Here is a 23,228-nt window from a genome sequence, read left to right as displayed (position 1 = left end):
GCGCTCGCGCGCATCAGAACCGGACGTCGGCGGTTGCCATGACGGTGCGCCCGGCTCCCGGCACGCCGTACAACTGGAAGCCGTCGAGCGACGCGCCGATCGCCGAGTAGTAGAACGTGTTGAACAGGTTCTGCACGTTCAGGCCAAGCGTCAGGTGCTTGTCGACTTCGTAGCGCGCGGCGATCGAATGCAGCCAGAACGACGGTGCCTTTTCGCCGTCCGCGACGTACACGGGATGCTTGCCGCTTGCACCGTTCACGGTGCTGCTGTTGTTGCTCTGGCCGCCGACGTAGCGGTTGTCGGTATAGCGTCGCGTGCCGACGTACTGCGCACCGTAGCTGACCGACAGCTTCGGCGTGACGGCATACGTCGTCCACAGGTTGAACGTCGCGTTGGGCACGTTGGCGGGCCGCAACCCGGCATTCGCGCCCTTCGTGATGCGGCCGCGCATCGCGGCAAACCCCGCGAATGCGGACCATCGGTCGGTCAGGTTGCCCGACACGCCGAGCTCGAGGCCGTCGACCCGGCGCGGCGGCAGCGCACGCACGACCGTCGTCGTGCCGTCGCCGTAGTCCCACGAATCGGACAGCTCGGTGCGAAACAGCGCGCCCGTCAGCGACAGCCGGTGGTCGAACAGGTCCCATTTCGAGCCGAGTTCCCAGGTTTGCGCGACGGCCGCCTGCAGGTCCTGGTTCGACGTGTTGCCGTAGATCACGTTGTTGGTCGTCGCGCCGACCGCCGACGGTTGCGCGGCCCGGCTGTAGGTCGCATAGACGCTGCCGAACGGCACCGGCTTGTACGTGATGCCGATGCGGCCGCTCAACGCGCCGTCGTTACTGCGCGCGACGGTGTGCGCGTCCGCCGCGCCGTTGACCTGTTTCAGCGAGAAGCGGTCGTAGCGCACCGCGCCCTCGACGATCCACTTCGGCGTGACGGTCACGGTGTCACGCAGGTACACGCCTGCATCGGTGAGCGACGCGTAGTCGCCCGCGCCACCTTCGAGCGTCGGCACGCCACCCATGTTCGTACCGTATGCGTTCGTCAGGTTCATCACGGGATTGACCGACGGCGCGAGAATCGTGCGCGCGAGATCGCCGTAGCGCTCGTGATACACCTCCGCACCCGCGACGACGTCGTGATGCAAGCCGCCGGTGTCGAACGACAGGTTCAGGTTGGTTTCGTTCGCCACGATGTCGTAGCGCTTCGACGTGCCGTAGTTGCTGCCGCGCAGCACGGCCAACGGTGACGCATTCGCGATCGGCGCGTAACCGCTGTACGACGCAAGCCCCGCGCCGCTCGTGACGAGCGGCCCCGTGCCCGTGTAGCCGTACGACGTGCCGCCGGTCGAGTTGAAGCGCGCCGGCGAAAGGACGGTAATGCGATCGGTCTGCTCGAAGCGGCTGATATTGGAAATCCGCACGTTGTCGTTGAAGTCGTGCTCGACCTTGACCGTCGCGCGATCCGTCACCTCGCGATCGGTGAACAGGTTCGGGTCGCCGTACCAGCCGTTGCGCGGCACGCCCGGCATGCGCGCGCCGCCGGTGCCGCGCTCGATCGGCACGCCCGTGTCGGGCGTGTTCACGTCGTTCTGGTGCAGATAGTCGATCGTCACGCGCGTCGGCGTGCCGAGGCCGAGCGCGAGCGAACCGGCCACGCCCCAGCGGTCATAGTCGGTCACCGCGCGGCCGTCGACCGCGTTGTAGTGGCGCATCAGGTTCAGCCGGAACGCTGACGTCGGTGTGAGCTGCTTGTTGAGGTCGGCCGTCACGCGCCGGTAGCTGGCGGTGCCGAGCGTCGTCGACAGGTGGTACGCGTCGCCGGCATGCGCCTCCTTGCTGACGAGGTTCACGCTGCCGCCCGGCGCGGCAACGCCGGACTCGATCGTGCCGGTGCCCTTGAATACCTCGACGCGCTCGACGTTGAACGTATCCGTGCGCCCGGCGAGGCCCGCGTCGCGAATGCCGTCGACGGTAATGCTCTGCTCGCCCGAGAAACCGCGGATCGTGAACATGTCGCCCCAGCCGAGATTGCCTTCGCCCGACGTGAACGTGATGCCGGGCACGTTCTTCAGGATGTCCTGCAGGCTCTGCGCCTGCTGCTCGTCGAGCACTTTCTTCGGGATGACGGTGACGCTCTGCGCGACGTCCAGCAGCGGCGCGGTGAACTGGTCCGACTGCAGGAACTCGGTGCGGTATGGCGACGAATGCGCGTTGACGTCGATCGCGGGCAGCGTCGCGCCCGGCGACGACGAAGCGTCCGGCGCAGCGGCCGAAATGCCCGACTGCGCATGCGCGGCCGACAGCATGGCCAGCCCGAGCGTAGCGCCCAACAGGTTCGACAGCACGGCCGACGGCGATCGGCCGGCTCGTTGATGAGACGACGACATGAATCCTTCCGGTGATGAGAGAAGTGAAGAGGACGGCTAGCGCGATGGAGCGGCAACCGGGTCGTGGGCCGCGAGCCCGTCGATCAGCACCTGGAGCTGGCCGCGCGAGCAGCGCTCGATGCGCGCGGCGACGCCGAACACGTCGGCGAGGCTGGCCGGCGTCACGACGTCTTCCGGCGTGCCGAAGCGCACGATGCGGCCACGGTGCAACAGCATCGCGCGGTCGCAACCGCGCAGTGCGGCGCTGATGTCGTGCAGCACGACGACCGTCACGAGCTGCCGTTCGCGCGTGATGTCGCGCAGCGCGGCCATCACCTGATGCTGGTGATTCAGGTCGAGCGCCGACAGCGGTTCGTCGAGCAGCAGCACCTGCGGATCGCGGGCAAGCGCCTGCGCAAGGCCGACGAGCTGGCGCTGGCCGCCGGAGAGTTCGTCGAGCGTGCGCAGCGCGAGCCCGTCGATGCCGAGCCGCGCGAGCACCGCAAGGGCGGCCGTATCGTCGCCCTCCCCGCTCCCGGCGCGGCCGGCCGTCATGAAGCCCTGCCGTGTCGCGCGACGCGCGACGACGACCGATTCGAGCACCTGCAGGCGTACGCCGGCCGGCAACGCCTGCGGCAGGTAGACGACGCCATGCGAACGCGCGTCGCGCAGCCCCGGCACGAACGGCGTCGCGCCATCGAACGCGAGCTCGCCCGACGCAGCGCGTGTGAGCCCGCCAAGCGTGCGCAGCAGCGTCGACTTGCCGCTGCCGTTCGGGCCGAGGAGCGCGGTGATCCGGCCGCGCGGCAACGGCCCCGCACTCAGCGACGTGAGCACGTCGCGCCGCCCATAACGTACGGTCAGCCCTGCGATCGTCAGCCCGCTCATGCTTGCCCTCCCTGCGACCGCACGACGATGCCGAGGAACAGCGGAATGCCAACCAGCGCGGTGACGATCCCGACCGGGATCAGCACGCCCGGCACGATCAACTTCGATGCGATCGACGCAAGTGACAGCATCAGCGCGCCGAGCAGCAGGCTGCCGGGCAGATAGAAGCGATGGTCCTCGCCGAACAGCGTGCGCGCGAGATGCGGCGCGATCAAACCGACGAAGCCGATCGTGCCGACGAACGACACCGCGAGCGCAGACAGCGCAGACACCCGCAGCAGCGTCGCGAGCCGCACGCGCTTCACGTCGACGCCGAAGCTCGCCGCACGATCCTCGCCGAGCCGCATCGCAGTGAGCGTCCATGCGTTGCGCATCGACAGCGGCAACGCGATCGCGAGTGCCGTGCCGAGCACCGCGAGCTTCGGCCAGTCGGCGCGCGCGAGCGATCCGAGCGTCCAGAACACGAGCCCCTGCAGCGCGTCGGCCGATGCGATGAACTGCATCAGCGACACGAGCGCGTGGAACGCGAACACCAGCGCGATGCCCATCAGCACGACGCCCGTGGTGTTCATCCCGCGCCAGCGCGCGACCGCATCGAGCAGCAGCGCGGACAGGAACGCGAAAACGAACGCGTTCGCCGATACGACCCAGGTTTGCGCGACGCCGGGAATGGTCACGTCGAGCACGATCGCGAGCGACGCGCCGAACGCGGCGGCCGCCGATACGCCGAGCGTGTACGGGCTGGCGAGCGGATTGGCGAGGATCGTCTGCATTTCCGCACCGGACAGCCCGAGCGCCGCGCCGACGAGCACGGCCATCGCCGCGTACGGCAGGCGGATCTGCCAGACGATCACGCGCGCGGCCGGATCGGCGCCCGCGCGTTCGACGAGCGTGCGCAACAGCGTCGCGACCGGCATTCCCGATGGCCCGGACGACAGGTCGAACAGCACCGACACGACGATCAGCAGCGCGACGACGACGAGCGCGGCCGTGCGCCGCCGCGTGAGGCGGCGGTAGTCGCGCAGGCTCGCCGCACGGATACGGCCAGGCGCGAGATCCTGAAGCACGGCGTCGCTCATCGTGCCGCCTGCGACGTGGCGGCCGGTAGCGGCGCATCGACCCACTCGGCGCCCTGCGGCGCGATCGCGAGGAAGCGGCGATGCAGTTCGGCCTGCGTCGCATGTACGTCGAGATCCTTGAACTGCTGCGGATAGAACCACTTCGAGAACGCTTCGATCGCGAGGATGTTGTACGGCGAGTCGTAGTAGTTGTGAGAGATGCCGTGCACACGGCCGTCGTGGATCGCCTTGATCGCATCAAAGCCCGGCCGCGCGGCAAGCTGCGCGAGGCTCGCCGCCGCATCGTGCGCACTCGTCTGCGCGCCGACCCGCAGCGACGCGAGCCCCGGCTTCGAGCGGCTGCCGGTCGCGATGTACACGTCGGGCCGCGCGGCGATCGCCTGCTCCATGCTGATGTCGCCGAGCACGCCGGGCAGCAGCCCCGTGGCAATGTTGCGGCCGCCCGCGGCCGTCACGAACTCGCCGAAATTGCCGTTGCCGGCCGTGTGGCAGCAGCCGGCATCCCACACGCCCGCGAGCAGGTCGACGAACACCTTCGGCCGCTGCGCGTCGGGAATCCGGTTCACGACCGCCTCGATGCGCGCGAGATGCGCTCGATAGAACGTTGCATACGCATTCGCTTGCGCGGTGCGATGCATGACCGCGCCGAGCAGCGTGATGCTCGGCAGCGTGTTCTGCAGCGGATGCAGCCGGAAATCGACGAATACGACCGTCGTACCGGTCGCCTCGAGCTGCTTCACGAGCGCGTTGTAGCGGCTCGGCCCGTGCCCGCCGAGGCTGAAGATCGCGAGATCGGGCTTCAGGCTCAGCGCCTTCTCGGCGCTGATGCTGTCCTCGGTTGCCTGGCCGATCAGCGGGATGCGGCGGATTTGCGGAAACGCCTGGGCGTACGCGTCGTAGGTCTGCGGGTCCATCAGCGGCAGGTCGCCCTGCCAGCCGACGATGCGCGCGAGCGGCTGCTTCCCGTCGAGCAACGCGACGGCCGACAGCAGCCGGCTCTCGCCGAGCAGGATACGGCGCGGCGCCTGTGCCGGGACGCGCACCGTGCGGCCCGCGAGATCGGTCACGGCCGCCGGCGCAGGCGACACCGAGGGAACCGGCTCGGCCGTCGCCGCCGATGCGTGTGCAACGGTCGCGCCGAGCATCCATGCGATTGCGCCGATGCACACGCGCCGCGCCCACGCCTGTCTGAAAATTGCCATAATGTCGCCTCTGAATGAGAATCATTGCCATTTGAAGGGCGACACTGTAATCACCGCGTGTAATGGCGATGTGTTGGAAGCGCGGCCTTTTGTAATGGAATGTGTTGGCGCGCCATTCCTTTCAAAATCATTTCGATTTATCCGGAAGCTTCTCCCGATGGACCACATCCTTGTCGTCGACGACGATCCGAACATCCGTACGCTGCTCGGCGACTACCTGCGCGGCATGAACTACCGCGTCACGCTGGCCGAGAACGGCCAGCAGCTTCGGCAGGCGCTCGGGACGTCGAGCGTCGATCTCGTCGTGCTCGACCTGATGCTCGACGGCGAGGACGGCCTCGACCTCACGCGCGACCTGCGGCAGCGCCACGACGTGCCGATCGTGATCCTGAGCGCGCGCGGCGGCCTGCTCGACCGGATCCTCGGCCTCGAGATGGGCGCGGACGACTACCTGCCGAAGCCGTTCGACCCGCGCGAGCTCGTCGCGAAGATCAAGGTCGTGCTGCGCCGCACGCGCGCGATTCCGGGCACGCGGCGCACGGAAGCCTCGTCGCGCGTCAGCTTCGCCGGCTGGCATCTCGATACGCGGATGAAGCAGATGATGTCGCCCGACGGCGTCGTCGTGTCGCTCGGCGGCTCGGACTACCGCACACTGCGCGCGCTGCTCGATCACCCGAACCGCCCGCTGTCGCGCGAGTTCCTGCTCGATCGCGTGTTCGGCAAGGAGCTTGCGCCGCTCGATCGCTCGATCGACGTGTGCGTGAGCCGGCTGCGCCACCACCTGAAGGATGCCGCGCGCAACGCGGCGCTGATCCGCACGGTCCGCAACGAGGGTTACATGCTCGTCGCCGACGTCGTGCACGAAGCGTGATGGGCATGCGGCGCATGAAGCTGCGCGTGTGGCCCGACTCGCTGTTCGGGCGGCTCGTGGCCATCCTTGTGGCCGGCATGTTCGCCGGCCAGATGCTGACCGGCACGATCTGGTTCGACACCCACGACAACCGCATGCTGGAAATTCCGGCGCGCCTGTTCGCGAGCCGGCTCGCCGATACGCTGCGGCTCGTCGACGCCACGCCGGACCCGGCCGCGCGCGACGCGGCCATCGCCGCGCTGGGCGACGCCCGCTACCGCCTCGAGCGCATCGATGCGCCCTCGCCCGCCGGCACGCTGAGTTTCGCGCAGCACGCAACGGCTGGCCTGATCGCCGGCGTCCTGTCGCGGCGGCTCGGTGCCGATGTGCCGTTTCGCCTCGTCGAAGCCGCGTTGCACGACGACGCAGGCCATCATGCCGGCCCGCTGAGCCTGTTCGATTCGCGGATGCCGACGGGCGAATTCCACGTCCAGGTCGGCCTGCCGTCGGGCGGCTGGCTCGACGTGCGTGCCGACGAAGGCCAGGCCGGCATGCATGCGATGCCCGCGTCGCTCGTCGTCGACTACCTGCTGAGGCTTTACCTGATCCGTTTCGTCGCGGTGTGCGCGGTTGCATTCGTCGCCGTGCGCTTCGCGCTGAAGCCGCTCACGCAGCTCGCGCGTGCCGCCGAAGCGCTCGGCCGCGACATCCACCGGCCGCCGCTTGCCGTCGACGGGCCGTCGGAAGTGCGCCGCGCGGCCGAGTCGTTCAATGCGATGCAGCAGCAGTTGATCGACAGCTTCGCCGGGCGGGCGCGTTTTCTCGGCGCGGTGTCGCACGACCTGCGCACGCCGCTCACGCGCTTGCGGCTGCGCACCGAGATGCTGCCGGATCCCGAGTGGCGCGACCGGCTGCGCGGCGATCTCGACGAAATGGAATCGATGGTTCGCGGCGCGCTCGACGCGGTGCGCGGTGTGGAGGTGACGGAACCGCGCTGCGGCATCGATCTCGATTCGATGCTCGAAGGGCTGGCGGAAGATGCGCGCGATACCGGCCAGGCGGTCACGATCAACGGACACGCGACGGCGCCGGTGTCGGGCTTTGCGCGCAACCTGAAACGCTGCCTGCAGAACCTGCTCGACAACGCCGCGCACTACAGCGGCGGCGCGCCGGTGACGATCGACGTGCGCGACAGCAAGGATGCCGTGCGCATCGTCGTCGGCGATACCGGCCCCGGCCTTCCCGACGACTGGCTCGAACGCGTGTTCGAGCCGTACCGGCGCGGCAAGCACGCCGACCTCGACGACGGCGGCACGGGGCTGGGGCTCACGATCGCGCGCAGCATCGCGACGCTGCACGGCGGCACGCTGATTCTGCGCAATCGGGACGGCGGCGGGCTCGATGCGGTTCTCACGCTGCCGCGCGACAGTGCATGAACGTTGCTGGCCCGTGCTCCGTGGCTTAGGGCCCCGAGGCCGTGTGGCGGTGGTTGCGTGGGCATGACGTCGACAAATGTGCGCAATGGGTGACGACGGTTGCAGCGCACCCCGCGCCCGTGAATGCCGGCCTCGCTGAATCGGTCATCCCCTCGGGTCGAGAGCGCCGTTCGACAGATCGACCCAACAGGGCCAGAAATTTCCGAACGATAACGGTCCGCTGTCCGACACCTTCGTTCTCGATTCCCGCAAGCAAGCATCGCAACCCGCTCCTCTGCGATCCGCTTGCGGCCCGACACGGGATCAGACAGAATCGCGACGATCGAATCGGACCGGACGTCCGCTGTGCGCGGCGCAGCGGATCTCAATTGGGCGGGTCAATGACTCCTTTAATCGAAGCCATCGTTGGCTGGGTCACCGTCTCACTCGGTGGACTGGGTTTGCTCGCCATGATATTGGGCGTGCTGGCCCCGGACCGGTGGATGTTCGACGCCGGCTACGGATGCGTTCCCGACGGCGGGGATCTGGTGCTGTCGCCGCGCCGCGTGCGCATCAACCGCTTCGTCTGGTGGCTGCTCGGCTTCGGCTTCAGCACGCTGGGGCTGGCCTGTCTGATCGGCGTACCCGCGCTGACCGGGCTCCTGACCGGCGACGAGCTGCATGCCTGGTACGAATGGCTCGGCCTCGGCATCGCGGTGCTACTCCTCGTCGGCGTGGGCGTGCTGATGATCTGGATCGGCTGCAAGCTGATGCGCGCGCGCTGGTTCGGCGGCCCGCTGCGTGAAACCCGCTTCTGCTGGCGAGACGGGGAGCGCTGGATCGACGTCACCACGATGCGGCTGCTGCGCACGCCGGTGCGGCATACCTACGCGTGCCGCGATCTCGAGCGTTTGCTGATTGGTGCTCGCCGGAGTCTGGACGGCGCAGTCGTGGGCGGCTCGTGGACGACTCTCCAGCAGGATCTTGTGCAAGTCGTGCTGGTTTTTCGCGCCTGCCCGCCGATCGATTTGATGGGCCGGTTCAATGATGGCGCCGGGGCGCGCCGCATGATCGACATGATCGGCACCTGGTGCGGCGTCGCCGTACAGCGGGTCGAAGGCTTGCCGGACGTGACGCCGTTCAATTTCGACCGGATTTGATCTTGCCGGCCGGGTTTTGATCGGGTCGCCGCTGTCATCGCGGCGACGCTACAGCGGCGGCAGCTTGTCGCTTGCCGGCTACGCCGGGATAATTTCCGCTTCGCGCGCAACGCGCTCAAGACAAATACAACGGTTTCCCCTGGCATCACCGGGTTCACGGGGATCCCCGGGAAAAAAGAGAGGGCCTCGCCGATGCCGGTTTCCACGAGTTTTGATCGCAACGCATTCAGGGACTATCCGCTGGATGGCGCACTGCTGCGCTTTCACCCCGCGACGGGAACGCACATCCGGATCGAGAATGCAGCGACCAGCGATTTTCGACGCCCCGCCCCGCGAGTCGTGATGTTCGGGATAACGAACAAGTGCAACCTGTCCTGCGATTTTTGCTCGCGCGACGTGCAGCGCGACAGCGCCTGGTCCGTCCAGTCGGCCGTTGACGTCCTTCGCGGCCTCAGCGCCGCGGGAACGCTGGAAGTGGCCTTTGGCGGCGGCGAGCCGTTCGCGTTCCGTGGCTTCGCCGAGTTGATCGACATTCTCCATCACACCACGCCGCTTGCACTGAACGTCACGACCAACGGAACGCTGATCCGGCGAAACACGTTTGCGCCCTACGCCGGCCGCTTCGGTCAGGTCCGCGTCTCGCTCTACGATGACGTGCGCTGGCGCGACGCGAGCACGGTCCTGTCGGAATACGGGCAACGATGGGGCGCCAACCTGATCGTCGATGATGCCGTGCTGCAGGGGCTGCCCGCGCTTTTGGCTGAACTGGCCGTGCTGGGTTGCCAGGATGTCTCGTTGTTGTCTTACATCGGCCCCGATCCGCGCAGGCACCTTTCGCCACGCGGGCGGGCGCAGCTTGCGGCGATCGTGCAGAATTCGCCGATTGCCTGCCGACTGTCAGTGTGCTTTGGCGATGCGGTTCCCGTACCCAGATTGTTCGATGGCGCCGACGGAAGTGGCGACTGCGGCGCAGGTCTGGACTTCGTTTCCATCACGCCGGATCGACGCATGCAGGGCTGCTCGTTCCATGACGGCGGCCTGCCTGCGACCAGTGCGGAGGAAATCCTGCATGGATGGCGGAACGAGCGCGCGCGTCTCGGGCAGCCAAGCGCGCGGCGAGGTTGCGCACGTCGCGGCACGGACGCGTATCGAACCCGGTCCACGCCATCAGTCAGTGTGTGGCAGGCATTCTCCGGCAACAACAGCGGCGAGTGCGTGATGGTCGCGAAGTTCGAGACCATCGCGGATGCGGACGCCTACCTCGCCCAACTGCTGCCGTCATGGGCGCCGGATGCCGAGTACTCGTCCGAGTGGAAGCGCCTGTTCAAGGAAGAAGCGGTGGCGGGCCCGCGATTGTCGGGTGGAGGATCGCCTCGCGAGCTGGCGGCGATCGGTCGCTCGGTGATCGCGACGGGATACGAAGCAGACGACCTGTTTCCGGAGCTGCGCGCGCTGGCCTGGAAGAAAGGCGCATACGTGGTGCCCGAAGGAATCCACGCCCATGACGTGTACCTGCTGGCGGCGGTGCGTGCGTCGAGCGCCGACGACGCCCGCAACCTGGCCAGCCTGACGCCCCGTCCCGCCGCCAGGACCTGGCTGCATGGCGATGTCATCCTCGTCACGCTCGAATTGCAGGGTGACAGCGTGCCAGGTGAACTCGTCGAGATTCGGCAATGGCTCACCACCTATGCGGCCGGTCGCCCGCTCGCCGCGGAGCTCGTGTTTGACGAGATGAATGAGACGGCGGTGCTGTCGGTCATGAAGCGACTCGGTGCGGAAATCGGCAGAACGCCAAGGCTTGCGGTGCATTTCGGATGGCGCGACGATTCCGGCCAGAGAGCGGTTCGATTCGCGCAAATGATCGGCGAGGGCCAGACGGACGTCGCAGGCACGTGCGTATTGGTATCGGGACTCGAGCGGCGCAAGCGGCTCGCCGTGCTGGCCTACCGACAGGGTGCGCATGTCAGCGCCATCGACGGCCAGGAAGTACGTGTCAGCGCCTATTTTGTCGTGCCGGGTACCAAGCCTCAAAAGGGCCGGCGTACCGAACCCGGCGAGATTGATATCGGCCGGGTTCGCGAAGCCCTCCACCAACGGCTCCCGAGCGGCACACGCATTGAAGTCAAGCCGGGATATCGCCGAAGCATGGCCTTCGTGAACATCGTCACCGCGGATCCCGGATACGCCTTCGCTCAACTCGAACAGCTTGCAACGTTGTTGGGCGCCACGCTTTCCGTCGGGGTTCACGAGGTCGATCCGCTGGCGTTTGCGGTTCGACGCGTGATCGCGGACGTCCGGTCCTGATCTGCCGCGCAACCCGTCGAACCCACGCCATCGTCATCCCCGAATTCGCGTACTTCGGCGTCAGTCGATGCGAACCCGTTGACTCAGGTGCGAACCTGCACACCATCTTCGTCGAACACGGTGATCGCACCGGTATCCGCATGCGTCACCTTGTAGTGAAACACCTTGGTGTCGTCGTCGCGTTTGACCTCTAACACCTCGATATCGTTGTCGGGCATTGTCCCGAGCCGAACGAGGCGGCACGTAAAGATCTCCGGCACGTCGTTGCCCGGACGGATCGCAACGATCCGGCCGAACGCGTCGTCGATTGAATCGTACTCGGCCGGCAGACGCCATTGCCCTGAAGCATCGAGCACCCCCCAGCGCTCGTGCTCGCAGGCGGCCCAGCACCTGCTGCCGGAGTGTTGCAGCACGGTCAACGCCGCATAACGGCACGGGATGACCTGTACCCCGTTGCGATCCACCACTCCGAACTTGCCGTCGTGCTGCACCCGCGCATATTCGCCGCGCCAGAATGCCCAGACACGCTCGTACTGCACCGGCGTAATCTCTTTCCCCTGGCTATCGACATGTCCGTAACGGTCGCCTTGCCGGACGATGGCGACTTCCATCCATCGATCGAAACCAATCTCGTCGTAATGCGGCGGCACCAGCACCTCGCCCGTGATCGCCATGATGCCCATTTTTTCGTCTTGCTCGAACACTTCGACCTGGTCGTAGTAAATCGACGTCAACGGCTCCCACCCGTAGTCGTAGTGATCCTGGTTGATCAGTTCGCGAAAGCTGGTGACATCTTCTTCCGCCAGGCCCTCGCACTGGTCGAGCATGGCGGGATCGTCGGCCTCGATCGCGTGCTCGATCCGCGCGCTGTCGCGCTCGATGCGCGCCAGCAGCATCCGAGCCTGCTCGACGTGCGGATCCACCGACAGATTGAACACATCCCATCCGTTCAGGTGAAAGTAGCGATGCACCGCGCGATTCCCGAGGAATGCGAATATCCGTCGCTTTGCGTCCCGGAAGGCGTCGAGATCGTCGATGAGGCGGTCGGCATGGCGTTCCAGGAACGCGTACAGCCTGGCCATCCGTGCCTTGCCGCCTTCCGCTTCGGCATAGATCCCGTCGTCGTCGCCGGTATCGTTGCAACGATTGCGTGCAAGGAATGGCGCCGCCGCGAGCAGCGGACTCAACACCGTCGGGAAATCGTAGTTCCACTCCACCATGTTCAGGCATGGCGTGTCGGCCGGGCCGACGTCTTGCAGATTGAACATGTACATGCGATGCGCCATCGGAGTTCCTTGTTTTTTATGAGTGAAGCGTTGGCATTCGGCATCCCGGGTGCCTATGATAGCGGCTTGCCGGCCCACCGATCGAACCGGCCGGTCGGTTCTGGAAAACCTTCACGCCGTCTCTTTCGCGATGTCATTCAATGAAAACCGAACACATACTTGTTTTGGATATCGACGGCACGCTGACGGATTCGGTCGCCGTGCATCAGTCCGCGTTCCTGGCGGCGCTGCTTGCGTTGAACCTGCCTGCCCTCGACACCGACTGGGCACGCTATCCGCATCACACGGACACGGGCATCCTCGCGCACGCACTGGCGACCAATGGCTGGAGCCCGATGAATGCATCGGCGGTTGCTGCCTTCGAGCAGGATATCGACCGCAATTTCGTGGATGCGCTTTCCCGTCAGGAACTCCAGGAAATCCCTGGCGCCCGCAGGTTCGTGCGGGAGGCGATGGCTTCCGGCTGGGGAATCGTCTTTGCGACGGGTGGCGTACGGCGCGTCAGCGAGCGGAAACTGCAGGCCGTGGGAATCTCGTTTGACGACCACCTGCTGGTTACGGCGTCGGAGTACCCGTCACGGACGGATCTTGTTGCCGCTGCCGTCGAACGCGCTCGGGAATACCATGGCGTCGCGTCAGCTTGCCGGACCGTTTCCGTCGGAGACGGGCTTTGGGATCTCGAAGTCGCCGACCATCTCGGCCTCGAATTCATCGGTATCGGCATGCCGCCGAAGGCGGACGTTCTGACCACGCGCGGTGCGGTTGTCTTTCCGGATTTCGACGATGACCGGCTTGCCGATCGGCTTGGGTTCGCAACGGCTGGCTGAGAAACATGGCAGTCACTCAGGGCATGTCTAGTCCACGCAGACTGCGTGCCGGATTGCTCTGGCACGCAATTGCGATTGCACGAATCAAACCGCCAGGCACAGATATTTGATGACGACGTAGTCGTCGATGCCGTAGTGCGAGCCTTCGCGGCCGAGGCCGGATTGCTTCACGCCACCGAACGGCGCGACTTCGTTCGAGATCAGGCCCGTGTTCACGCCGACCATCCCGTATTCGAGTGCTTCCGCAACCTTCCACACGCGGCCGATGTCGCGGCTGTAGAAGTACGCGGCCAGGCCGAACTCGGTGTCGTTCGCGAGGCGGATCACTTCGTCGTCGTTGCTGAACTTGAACAGCGGCGCGAGCGGCCCGAACGTCTCGTCCTTCGCGACCTTCATCGCCGACGTGACACCCGTCAGCACGGTCGGCTCGAAGAAGCCGTGGCCGAGCGCGTGGCGCTTGCCGCCCGTCACGACGGTCGCGCCCTTCGCGAGCGCGTCCTCGATATGCGCCTCGACCTTCAGCACCGCTGCTTCGTTGATCAGCGGACCTTGCGTGACGCCCGGCTCCGTGCCGCGGCCCACCTTCAACTGGCCGACGGCCGCCGCGAGCTTCTGCGCGAACTGGTCGTACACGGCTTCATGCACGTAGAAGCGGTTCGTGCACACGCAGGTCTGGCCGCTGTTGCGGTACTTCGACGCGATCGCGCCCTGCACGGCCGCGTCGAGATCGGCGTCGTCGAACACGATGAACGGTGCGTTGCCGCCGAGCTCCAGCGACACCTTCTTGACCGTCGCCGCGCACTGCGACATCAGCAGGCGGCCGACCGGCGTCGAGCCGGTGAACGACAGCTTGCGAACGATCGGGTTCGACGTCAGCTCGCCGCCGATCGCCTTCGGGTCGCCCGTGACGACGCTGAACACGCCGGCCGGCACGCCCGCGCGCTCGGCCAGCACGGCCATTGCGAGCGCGGAGAACGGCGTGGCCTCGGCCGGCTTCACGACGATCGGGCAGCCTGCCGCGAGTGCCGGGCCGACCTTGCGCGTGATCATCGCCGCCGGGAAGTTCCACGGCGTGATCGCCGCGCACACGCCGATCGCTTCCTTCGTCACGACGATGCGCTTGTCGCTCGCCGGCGTCGGGATCGTGTCGCCGTACACGCGCTTGCCTTCTTCCGCGAACCATTCGAGGAACGATGCGGCATAGCCGATCTCGCCCTTCGCTTCGGCCAGCGACTTGCCCTGCTCGGTCGTCAGGATCAGCGCGAGGTCATCGGCGTTTTCCATCATCAGGTCGTGCCACTTGCGCAGGACGACCGCGCGTTCCTTCGCGGTCTTCTTGCGCCATGCCGGCCATGCGGCATTCGCGGCTTCAATCGCGTGACGCGTCTCGGCCGCGCCCATCAACGGCACTGTACCAACGACGTCTCCGGTTGACGGGTCCCGGACTTCGAAGGTTTCGCCGCTTGCCGCGGCCTGCCATTCGCCATTCACGTAGGCCTGTTGGCGAAACAGCGCCGGATCCTTCAACGCACTTCCAAATTCCATCATCGTTCCTCGACTCGCAGAGACTTGTATCGGTTGATCCAATGCGGATCCAATATTAAATCCGGCCACGAAGCGACACGTCGACTGCCGTGGCGCGCCGAAACCGGGTCAAGCATTGCAACAAATTCAGGACGGACTTGAGTCAGAGAAGACACTCCCGCGTCAACCAGTCCGATCGACGCGTCTGCGCCATCATCCGGCGTGTTTCCCACTGGCGTGCTCCTGCCCTTCGCCCAACAACGTCCGGGCAATTTCGGCGACGCGGTTGACGTGCGCAAGCGCAGCCTCGCTCGCGGCCGCCGCGTTCCCGGCCCGTATCGCAGCCACGATCAGGCGCATCTCCTGCACCGCCTGCTGCCCGCGATCGTCCGAGGAGATGGTCATCGCCCTCAGGCGGTTGATCCGCGCCATCAGCGACTGCACGATCTCCCACGCCACCTGCTTTTTCCCCGCGAGAAACATGCGCTCGTAAAACGACGTCGTGAGCATCCGGACGCTGCGGTAATCCCGGCTTCCGAATGCATCCCGAATGCGATCGATCAGCGCTTCCAGTTCCACGATCGTCCGTTCGTCCGCCAGCCGCGCACACGCCGAAGCGGCCTCGCCTTCCAGTAATCCCCGAATCTCGTAGATCTCGGCTGCCCGATCGAGATCGAGCACGGCGACGATCGGGCCCTGGTTGGGCACCGTATCGACGAGCCCTTCCGCTTCCAGATGGCGCAACACCTCGCGCACGACGGTACGGCTCACGCCCAGTTCCTCGCACAACGTCCGCTCGACGAGCCGTTCGCCCGGCAGAAAGCGTGCATCGAGGATGGCCGTGCGCATTTTCTCGAGGACGAGTTCCCGCAGCGTGGTCGTACGGCGCTCGACCTTCAGGGATGGAAACGATTCGTGCATCGCCGGCTACCGGTTCATGCCTGCGCGAACAGGCGCACGTCACGTGCGTCCCAGTCCACCAGCGCACGGGTACCGACGACGATGCCGCTGTCCCGGTGATCGCCTGCCGGCATCCGGACGGAGATCTCCTGCTCCCACGGCGTCGTGACCGAATAGTGCATCGCGTCGCCCAGATACGTGATGTCGCGAACGGTCACCGGCAAGCCGGCCGTGTCTTGCGCCGCCTGGGCCGCGCGGATGCGCATCTGCTCGGGGCGAACCATCAGCGTGCCGTCGCCGCCCACGGCGACGGACGCATTGCCCGCGGTCGCCACTTGGTGGCCGCTCGGAAACACCGCGTTCGATTGCGCGGTGCCGCTCGACGTGACGCGCACCGGAAGAAAATTGGAATTGCCGATGAAGTTCGCGACGAAGCGCGAAGCCGGGTTCGCATAGAGCTCCTCGCCGGTCCCGCATTGCTCGATGCAGCCCTTGTTGAATACGGCAATCCGGTCCGACAGGCGCAACGCCTCCTCCTGGTCGTGCGTGACGTAGAGAATGGTGACGCCGGTTTCCTGGTGAATGCGGCGCAGCTCAAGCTGGATCTCTTCGCGAAGCTTCTTGTCGAGCGCGGAGAGCGGCTCGTCCATCAGCAGCACCGGCGGATCGTAGGCCAGTGCGCGCGCGATCGCCACACGTTGCTGCTGCCCGCCGGACAACTGGGCCGGCATGCGGTCACGAAACTCGGAAAGATGGACCAGCTCCAGCATCTGGTCGACTTTCTTCCGGATTTCCGCTTCCGGCTGGCGGCGCACCCGTAACGGAAATGCGACGTTCTGGCCCACGGTCAGATGCGGAAACAGCGTGTAGCGCTGGAACACCATGCCGATGTTGCGCTTGTTCGGCGCAACGGCGAGCAGCGGCTTGCCGTCGATCAGCACCCGGCCCTCGGTCGGCTCCTGAAAACCGGCAACGATATAGAGCGTGGTGCTCTTGCCGGAACCGGACGGCCCCAGGAACGTCATGAATTCGCCCTTTCGGACATCGAGCGACACCTGGTCGATCGCGACGACATCGTCGTAGGTCTTGCGCAGGCGCTGGATTTGCAGGAATGCGGAAGTCATGGCTCGGTTACCTCATTTATCGAGCGCGGCGCAGCAGCGCGCCCGCCAACATCAATACAGTCGTCAGGCCGACCAGCAACGAAGAGGCTGCTGCGACCACGGGCGTCAGGTCCTGGCGCAGCGTCGCCCAGATGCGTACGGGCAGCGTCTGCAACGTCGGGCTCGACATGAAGATCGACACCACCACTTCGTCCCATGACGCGAGGAACGAGAAGATCGCGGCCGCGAACAGGCCCAGCCGGATCGCCGGTATCGTGACGCGCAGCTTGACCTCGAGCGGCGACGCGCCGCAGATCAACGCGGCGTCTTCGAGCGCGGTGTCGAAGCTCGCGAGCGAGTTGCTGATCGAAATGATCGAGAACGGCAACGCGATGATCAGGTGGCCGATCACGAAGCCCGTCATCGTGCCGTCCAGGCCGACGCGCAGGACGAACGCATAGAGCGCCACGGCCAGCACGACCACCGGCAGCACCATCGGCGTGAGGAAGAACGCCTGCACGGCGGCGCGGCCGCGAAACTTGCCGCGCACCAGCGCGAGCGATGCGAGAAAGCCGATCAGTACCGACAGCACGGTCACGATGACGGCGAGCTTGGCACTCGTCATCAGCGAATCGAGCCAGCCGGCGTCGGTGAACAACTGGCGGTACCAGTCCAGCGTCCAGCCCGGAGGCGGGAAGATCAGCCACTGCGAATCGCCGAACGACAGCGCGACGATGAACAGGATCGGAAGCAGAAGAAACAGGGCAACCGCGCCGCCGATCGACAGCAACAGCCAGCGCACTGCACCCAGACGGTCGAAATCCAGCAACATGTCAGCGCCCTCCCATACCGTTGCGCGCGGCGCCCGTGAAGCGCAGCTGAAGCGCATAGAGCGAAAGCGTCACCGCGAGCAGCACCAGTGCCGCGGCGCCGGCGAGCCCCCAGTTCAGCAACTGTTGAACGAGCTGCGCGATCAGTTCCGCCAGCATCATGTATTGCGCGCCACCGAGCAGCGCCGGCGTCACGAAGTAGCCGAGCGCCATCACGAACACCATCAACGCACCCGACGCGATGCCGGGCATCGCGAGCGGGACGAGGATGCGCCAGAACGCCTGCCAGCGGCTCGCCCCGCAGACCGCCGCGGCGCGCAGCGTGGACGGGTCGATGCTGCGCAGCGTCGCGTGCAGCGGCATCACGAGGAACGGCAGCATGATGTAGGTCATGCCGATCGTCACGCCGACCAGGTTGTTCACCAGCGCCAGCGGCTCGCTGATGAGGCCGAGCGCCATCAGCATCCGGTTGATCGGGCCGGTCGCCTGCAGCAGGACCATCCACGCGAACGTCCGCGCGAGCAGGTTGGTCCACATCGACAGCAGCAGGATCGAGAACAGCACCGAACTCAGCTTCCTGGGCGCGATCGCAAGCAGCCATGCGGTCGGAAAGCCGATCGCGACGGTCACCACCGTCACGACGGTCGCAACCAGGAACGTGTTGCCGAACACGCGCAGATAGGTGGTCGAGCCGAGCAGCTGCACATAGTTCTGCAAGCCGGGCGCCGGCTCGAGCACGCTGCGCAACAGCAGCGACAGCACCGGCAGCAGGAAGAAAATCGCGAGCAGCAACATCGCCGGGATCAGCAAGCGGATGTTGCGCCAGTCGGGCCGCCGGCGCGCGGCCTTCGCCGGCGGATGAGCGACGGAACTCAGAACATTGGGCATGGTGTCTCCTGCATCTCTCCTGTTTCAGTCATGCACCGCCCGTGTCACGGCCGGGTCGGGGCATGCCTGCGTCAATCGTATTGACGTCGAGTCGTGCTACTTCGATTGCCACGCATACCAGCGCTTCGCAATCGCATCGCGATGGTCGGCCCAGTACTTCATGTCCAGGTTGATCTGCGAATCCTTGTACTGATCCGGCAATGTCTTCGCCACTGCGGCGGGCATCTGCGCCGCCGACTTCACGTTGATCGGCGCGTAACCCGTATCGGCCGCGAACTTCGCCTGTGCCTGCGCGCTGGTCGCCGCCGCGAGGAACTTCATCGCCTCGGCCTTGTGCTTCGCGCCCTTGGGAATCACGAGCATGTCGGCGGCCGTCAGGTTCTGGTTCCACGAAATGCCGACCGGCACGCCGGTCTGCGCGAGCGCATGCAGGCGCCCGTTCCAGAACATGCCCATCGGCGCCTCGCCCGACGCGAGCAGCTGCTGCGATTGCGCGCCGCCGCTCCACCACACGATGTTGCTCTTGATCGTGTCGAGCTTCCGGAAGGCCCGGTCGAGGTCGAGCGGATAGAGCTTGTTCGCCGGCACGCCGTCGGCCAGCAGCGCGATTTCGAGCACGCCGGGCGCCGACCACTTGTAGAGCGTCCGCTTGCCCGGGAATTTCTTCGTATCGAACAGATCGGCCCACGACTGCGGTTGCGCACCCTTGAAGCTCGACTTGTTGAAGCCCAGCACGAACGAGTAGTAGAAGCTTCCCACCGCATGGGTCGTCGAGAAGCGCGGGTCGAGGTCGTCCTTCTTCACCACCGAGTAATCGATCGGCTCGACGAGGCCGGCCTGCGCGGCTGCGTAAGCGAAGTCGCCCTCCACGTCCACCACGTCCCAGTTGACGTTGCCGCTGTCGACCATCGCCTTGAGCTTGCCGTAGTCGGTCGGCCCGTCCATCAGCACGTTGATGCCGCTCGCCTGCGTGAACGGCTGCGCCCAGTCCTTCTGCTGCGACGATTGCGTCGTGCCGCCCCAACTCGTGAACACGATCTGCTCCGCGGCCGGCGCCGGCGCCGCAACCAGCGTCGCCGCGCAAAGCATGGCCATCGGGGCGAAACGTGTAAGGCTTCTGCTGCTCATGGTCTCTCTCCAGGGGGAAACGGTTGCGCGTCGCGACCACCGGGGCGGCGGCCATCCGAACACGCGTATTCAGGCCGGCGACGCAGATCGCGCCGGCTTCATGATCTTGTCGCTCATCGCCGAGCCGCGATGGCGCCTGCGCATTCCGGTTCGACAGGTGTCCTCAATGTGCAAGCGCGAGCGTCTGCACCGTTCCCGCTTCCGCATCGCCGACATAGATGCCGTACGCGTCCTGCCTGCGTTCGCGCACATAGCGCTCGAGCATCGAACGCACGGCGGCGTCGGCGATGTCGTCCCACGGAATCTGCCAGAGCGGCACGATGCGGATGCTGTCGTCGAACCACGGCGAACCGGTGTGTATCACACGGCCGCGGTAATAGATGTGTACGCCCGGCTCTTGCTCGTCGCTCGCCTCGAACACCGCGAACAGGAAGTCGAGATGTGCGTTGAGGCCGAGCTTCGCGAGCACGCCGCGCAGGCTCGCCGGGTTGCTGGCCGGTTCGAGCCGGATGCCGGCCGGCAACCGCAGCCCTTGCGCGGTGTCGACGAGCACCAGCCCGTCGCGATGTTCCAGGATCGCGCCCACCTGGGCACGCGCGCCGAGCGCACGACACAAGCCGTGCGCATCGAATGCCTGTTGCGCGGTGTGTCCGGTCATCGACTCAGCCATGGCGTTCTCCCGTGATCGCTGCGTTACCCGATGAGATTATGGTATGCCATCTTATGGCCCACAACAATGCGCATCGTATTATGGAATACCATGAGTCAAATCGGCAGACAAAACAAAAGGCCGCCGGCGTGTTGCGCCGGCGGCCTTTCGTGTCGAACGTCGCGCGCCGACCCGGCGCGCGGGATCCCGTCAATTGTCGGCGACTGCCTCGTTCTGCTCCGCAAGCGCCGCCAATGCCAGTTCGGAAACCCGTTTGATGTGCGCGGCCGACGCCGCCGAAGCCGCGTCGCCGTCGCGCCGCTCGATCGCGTCGAGCAAGCGGTTCATTTCGGCATTCGAGTCGCCGCCGCGCCCCGGCATCGCGATGGTCAGCGCGCGCAACCGGTTGATACGCGCGTTGAGCGTCTTGACGACCGTCAGCGACACCTGCTTCCCGGCTGCTTCGAACAGCGTTTCGTAGAAGCGCTCGGTGTACTCGAGCACGCGCGGCAGTTCCCGCTTCTCGAACGCATCTTCGATCACCGCGCGGACCTCGCGCAGCTGCCGCACGACCTCGGGTGTCGCACCCTCGGCGCAGGCTCGCGCGGCATTGGCTTCGAGCAGGCCGCGCAATTCGTAGATTTCGCCCACCTGCGCCGGATCGAGCCGCGCGACGACCGGGCCTTGCCGCGACACGGTCTCGACGAGCCCTTCGGTCTCCAGATGGCGCAACACCTCGCGCACCACAGTGCGGCTCACGCCGAGCTCGTCGCACAGCGTGCGCTCGACGAGCCGCGCGCCCGGCCGGAAATAGCCCTGCACGATCGCACCGCGCAGTTTGTCGAGCGTCAGTTCACGCAGGGTCTTGGCATTGCGGTCGATCTTGAGGTCTTGCATGGGCGGCACTCTGGAAACAGGTTGGTGGCCTGCGCCGGCCGGGAGGCCGACGCAAACATGGAATGCCATATTATGACTTAACTGTCATCAGGCTTTCCATCCCGCGCGGCCTCGGCCCGCAGCCAGCCGTCAGTGCGCGGATCAGCCCTCCAGCCCTTCGACGATCGCGATCTGCGCGCGGCAATACCCGTCCCGCTTCGATTTCGCCGCCTGGTACTCGGGCGAGTGATAGCACGCGAGCGCCGTTTGCATGTCGGCAAACCGGATCACGACGTGGCGCTCGAACGACTCCCCCTCCAGCACCTGCGACGGGCCTCCGCGCGCCAGGAAAACGGCACCGAACTTCCTGAACGCCTGCGGCGCGATATCCGTGTAGTCCTTGTATTTCGCGGCATCCAGCACCGTCACGTGGGCAATCCAGTACGCAGTCATTTTCCACCTCCACTTTCGAGAAATTTCCGGACGAGGGTTAACACTCATGGTATGCCGTAACATGGTATACCACAATCAAATCCACAATCAACGCACGAAAGGAAGGTGCCATGAGCCTGATTCGGAAATCCGTCCTCCATGTCGAGACCGTCTACGTCGATGGCGACAAGGTCGCGGCCAAGCCGCTGAAGATGATCGGGGCGGTCGCCGTGATCAAGAACCCGTGGGCAGGCCGCGGATATGTCGAGGACCTGTCGCCGGAGATCCGCGCGCTGGCGCCGCAGCTCAGCGAACACCTGACGAAGCTGATCCTCGACGAAGCCGGTTCGGGCGAAGCCGTCGAAGCGTTCGGCAAGAGCGCGATCGTCGGCCTCGACGGCGAGATCGAGCATGCGTCCGCGCTGATCCACACGCTGCACTTCGGCAACACCTATCGAACGGCCGTCGGCGCGAAGTCGTACCTCGCGTTCAACAACACGCGCGGCCCGGCCAATGCGCCGCTGCTGATCCCGATGATGGACAAGAACGACGAAGGCCGCCGTTCGCACTACCTGACGCTCCAGTTCGCGATTCCGGACGCACCGGCCGCCGACGAACTGGTCATCGCCATCGGCGCCGCCACCGCCGGCCGTCCGCATCACCGCATCGGCGACCGCTACAAAGATCTCGCAGAGCTCGGAAATGACGTCAAGAACCCTGCTGCTGTCAAATAAGCGCGCCGCCCACTTTCTCGAGCAAGGTGCCGGCGAACCGCTGGTCCTGATTCACGGCGTGGGCATGCAGGCGAACGCGTGGTATCCGCAGATCGATGACCTGTCGCGCGAATTCCGCGTGATCGCGGTCGACATGCCGGGCCACGGCAAAAGCGATGCGCTCGCCCCGGACGCCGACCTGCAGCAGTTCGTGCAGTGGGCGATCGAGTTCATCGAAGCGCTTCACGCCGGCCCCGTGAACCTGGCCGGCCACTCGATGGGTTCGCTGATTGCCGCCGGCGTGGCCGTCACGCGGCCCGACCTGGTCAAGCGGGTGGCCGTCCTGAACGGTGTCTACCGCCGCACCGAGCAGGCTCGCGAAGCCGTGCTGCAACGCGCCGCGGAACTGCGTTCGGGAACCATCGACGTGGAAACGCCGTTGCGGCGCTGGTTCAACGCCGACGAAGCGCAGCAGGTCGCCGCGCAGAAGGTCGAGTCGTGGCTGCAGTCCGTCGACCTGGAGGGTTACGCCACCGCGTACACGGCGTTCGCGAAGGGCGACGAAGTGTATGCGGACGGCTGGCACCGGATCGCGTGCCCCGCGCTCGTGCTCACCGGGTCGGACGACCCGAATTCGACGCCGGAGATGGCCAGGCAGATGGCGCAGGCCGCACACGACGGAAAGGCCGTCGTGATCGAGAACGAGCGCCACATGGTGAACCTGACCGCGCCCGACGAAGTCAATCGCGCCCTGCGTGCCTGGTTGCAGACCCAGCCACAGGCGGAAACCCTGAAATCGGAAGTGTGAC

General features: G+C 66.0%; 20 protein-coding genes and 1 pseudogene. 7 read left to right on the top strand and 14 right to left on the bottom strand.

What is annotated here, in order from left to right:
- Positions 1 to 13: 13 nt before the first annotated feature.
- The 4 genes from BCO18175_RS08655 to BCO18175_RS08640 are packed head-to-tail and all read right to left on the bottom strand — an operon-like array spanning position 14 to position 5,534.
- On the bottom strand, positions 14 to 2,386 hold the full coding sequence (locus BCO18175_RS08655; protein ID WP_174980256.1) for a TonB-dependent receptor: 2,373 nt from the start codon (positions 2,384 to 2,386) through the stop codon (positions 14 to 16).
- A 36-nt stretch (positions 2,387 to 2,422) separates the two neighbouring features.
- Entirely contained in the window at positions 2,423 to 3,253 is an 831-nt protein-coding gene (locus BCO18175_RS08650; protein ID WP_174980255.1) for an ABC transporter ATP-binding protein, read from the bottom strand.
- Positions 3,250 to 4,332 carry a FecCD family ABC transporter permease gene (locus BCO18175_RS08645; RefSeq protein ID WP_174980254.1) on the bottom strand — a complete coding sequence of 361 codons (1,083 nt, stop codon included), beginning with the start codon at positions 4,330 to 4,332 and terminating at the stop codon, positions 3,250 to 3,252. The genes BCO18175_RS08650 and BCO18175_RS08645 overlap by 4 nt, the downstream gene beginning before the upstream one ends.
- The gene (locus BCO18175_RS08640) at positions 4,329 to 5,534 is read right to left on the bottom strand and encodes an ABC transporter substrate-binding protein (protein ID WP_174980253.1); all 1,206 of its coding nucleotides are present in this window, start codon (positions 5,532 to 5,534) and stop codon (positions 4,329 to 4,331) included. Before BCO18175_RS08640 ends, BCO18175_RS08645 begins: the two co-directional genes overlap by 4 nt.
- A gap of 157 nt (positions 5,535 to 5,691) precedes the next feature.
- Here BCO18175_RS08640 and BCO18175_RS08635 point away from each other — a divergent pair, with 157 nt between their 5' ends.
- The 4 genes from BCO18175_RS08635 (at position 5,692) to BCO18175_RS08620 (ending at position 11,263) form a co-directional block, all read left to right on the top strand.
- Complete coding sequence (locus tag BCO18175_RS08635) at positions 5,692 to 6,405, top strand: response regulator (protein WP_174980252.1); 714 nt, start codon at positions 5,692 to 5,694, stop codon at positions 6,403 to 6,405.
- Positions 6,406 to 6,410: 5 nt separating this feature from the next.
- Positions 6,411 to 7,820, top strand: a complete 1,410-nt coding sequence (locus BCO18175_RS08630) for a sensor histidine kinase (RefSeq protein WP_174980251.1) — start codon at positions 6,411 to 6,413, stop codon at positions 7,818 to 7,820.
- A gap of 482 nt (positions 7,821 to 8,302) precedes the next feature.
- The gene (locus tag BCO18175_RS08625) at positions 8,303 to 8,959 is read left to right on the top strand and encodes a hypothetical protein (RefSeq protein ID WP_174980250.1); all 657 of its coding nucleotides are present in this window, start codon (positions 8,303 to 8,305) and stop codon (positions 8,957 to 8,959) included.
- 192 nt (positions 8,960 to 9,151) lie between these two features.
- Complete coding sequence (locus BCO18175_RS08620; protein WP_174980249.1) at positions 9,152 to 11,263, top strand: radical SAM protein; 2,112 nt, start codon at positions 9,152 to 9,154, stop codon at positions 11,261 to 11,263.
- Between the two features lie 83 nt (positions 11,264 to 11,346).
- Here BCO18175_RS08620 and BCO18175_RS08615 read toward each other — a convergent pair whose 3' ends face one another.
- The gene (locus BCO18175_RS08615) at positions 11,347 to 12,549 is read right to left on the bottom strand and encodes a WG repeat-containing protein (protein WP_174980248.1); all 1,203 of its coding nucleotides are present in this window, start codon (positions 12,547 to 12,549) and stop codon (positions 11,347 to 11,349) included.
- Positions 12,550 to 12,689: 140 nt separating this feature from the next.
- On the opposite strand from BCO18175_RS08615, the gene BCO18175_RS08610 reads away from it, so the two are divergent.
- Positions 12,690 to 13,376: an HAD family hydrolase gene (locus BCO18175_RS08610; protein WP_174980247.1), complete on the top strand. Its 687-nt coding sequence runs from the start codon at positions 12,690 to 12,692 to the stop codon at positions 13,374 to 13,376.
- Between the two features lie 84 nt (positions 13,377 to 13,460).
- On the opposite strand, the gene gabD is transcribed toward BCO18175_RS08610, so the two are convergent.
- The 9 genes and pseudogenes from gabD to BCO18175_RS08565 form a co-directional block, all read right to left on the bottom strand.
- A complete protein-coding gene (gabD, locus tag BCO18175_RS08605; protein ID WP_174980246.1) occupies positions 13,461 to 14,924 on the bottom strand; it encodes an NADP-dependent succinate-semialdehyde dehydrogenase in 1,464 nt (487 codons plus the stop codon).
- A 189-nt stretch (positions 14,925 to 15,113) separates the two neighbouring features.
- Positions 15,114 to 15,821, bottom strand: coding sequence for a GntR family transcriptional regulator (locus BCO18175_RS08600; protein ID WP_174980245.1), 708 nt, complete (start codon positions 15,819 to 15,821; stop codon positions 15,114 to 15,116).
- A 14-nt stretch (positions 15,822 to 15,835) separates the two neighbouring features.
- Positions 15,836 to 16,924: an ABC transporter ATP-binding protein gene (locus BCO18175_RS08595; RefSeq protein WP_174980244.1), complete on the bottom strand. Its 1,089-nt coding sequence runs from the start codon at positions 16,922 to 16,924 to the stop codon at positions 15,836 to 15,838.
- A 16-nt stretch (positions 16,925 to 16,940) separates the two neighbouring features.
- The gene (locus tag BCO18175_RS08590; RefSeq protein ID WP_174980243.1) at positions 16,941 to 17,735 is read right to left on the bottom strand and encodes an ABC transporter permease; all 795 of its coding nucleotides are present in this window, start codon (positions 17,733 to 17,735) and stop codon (positions 16,941 to 16,943) included.
- 1 nt (position 17,736) lies between these two features.
- Positions 17,737 to 18,621: an ABC transporter permease gene (locus BCO18175_RS08585; protein WP_174980242.1), complete on the bottom strand. Its 885-nt coding sequence runs from the start codon at positions 18,619 to 18,621 to the stop codon at positions 17,737 to 17,739.
- 96 nt (positions 18,622 to 18,717) lie between these two features.
- On the bottom strand, positions 18,718 to 19,749 hold the full coding sequence (locus tag BCO18175_RS08580) for an ABC transporter substrate-binding protein (protein WP_174980241.1): 1,032 nt from the start codon (positions 19,747 to 19,749) through the stop codon (positions 18,718 to 18,720).
- Positions 19,750 to 19,912: 163 nt separating this feature from the next.
- Positions 19,913 to 20,344: pseudogene (locus BCO18175_RS08575) on the bottom strand (flavin reductase); the annotation flags it as partial.
- 264 nt (positions 20,345 to 20,608) lie between these two features.
- Positions 20,609 to 21,295 (bottom strand): GntR family transcriptional regulator, encoded by a 687-nt coding sequence (locus BCO18175_RS08570; protein WP_174966863.1) that lies wholly within the window; start codon positions 21,293 to 21,295, stop codon positions 20,609 to 20,611.
- Between the two features lie 141 nt (positions 21,296 to 21,436).
- Positions 21,437 to 21,727, bottom strand: coding sequence for a DUF1330 domain-containing protein (locus BCO18175_RS08565; RefSeq protein WP_174966864.1), 291 nt, complete (start codon positions 21,725 to 21,727; stop codon positions 21,437 to 21,439).
- A 110-nt stretch (positions 21,728 to 21,837) separates the two neighbouring features.
- Here BCO18175_RS08565 and BCO18175_RS08560 point away from each other — a divergent pair, with 110 nt between their 5' ends.
- The gene (locus BCO18175_RS08560; protein WP_047853302.1) at positions 21,838 to 22,440 is read left to right on the top strand and encodes an amino acid synthesis family protein; all 603 of its coding nucleotides are present in this window, start codon (positions 21,838 to 21,840) and stop codon (positions 22,438 to 22,440) included.
- Entirely contained in the window at positions 22,409 to 23,227 is an 819-nt protein-coding gene (locus BCO18175_RS08555; protein ID WP_174966866.1) for an alpha/beta fold hydrolase, read from the top strand. Before BCO18175_RS08560 ends, BCO18175_RS08555 begins: the two co-directional genes overlap by 32 nt.
- Position 23,228: the final 1 nt, after the last annotated feature.

Source organism: Burkholderia lata (assembly GCF_902499335.1).
In the GTDB taxonomy this organism is placed as follows: domain Bacteria; phylum Pseudomonadota; class Gammaproteobacteria; order Burkholderiales; family Burkholderiaceae; genus Burkholderia; species Burkholderia lata_B.
The sequence above is the reverse complement of the archived record's forward strand: the minus strand, read 5'-3'. Positions and strand labels throughout refer to the sequence as shown.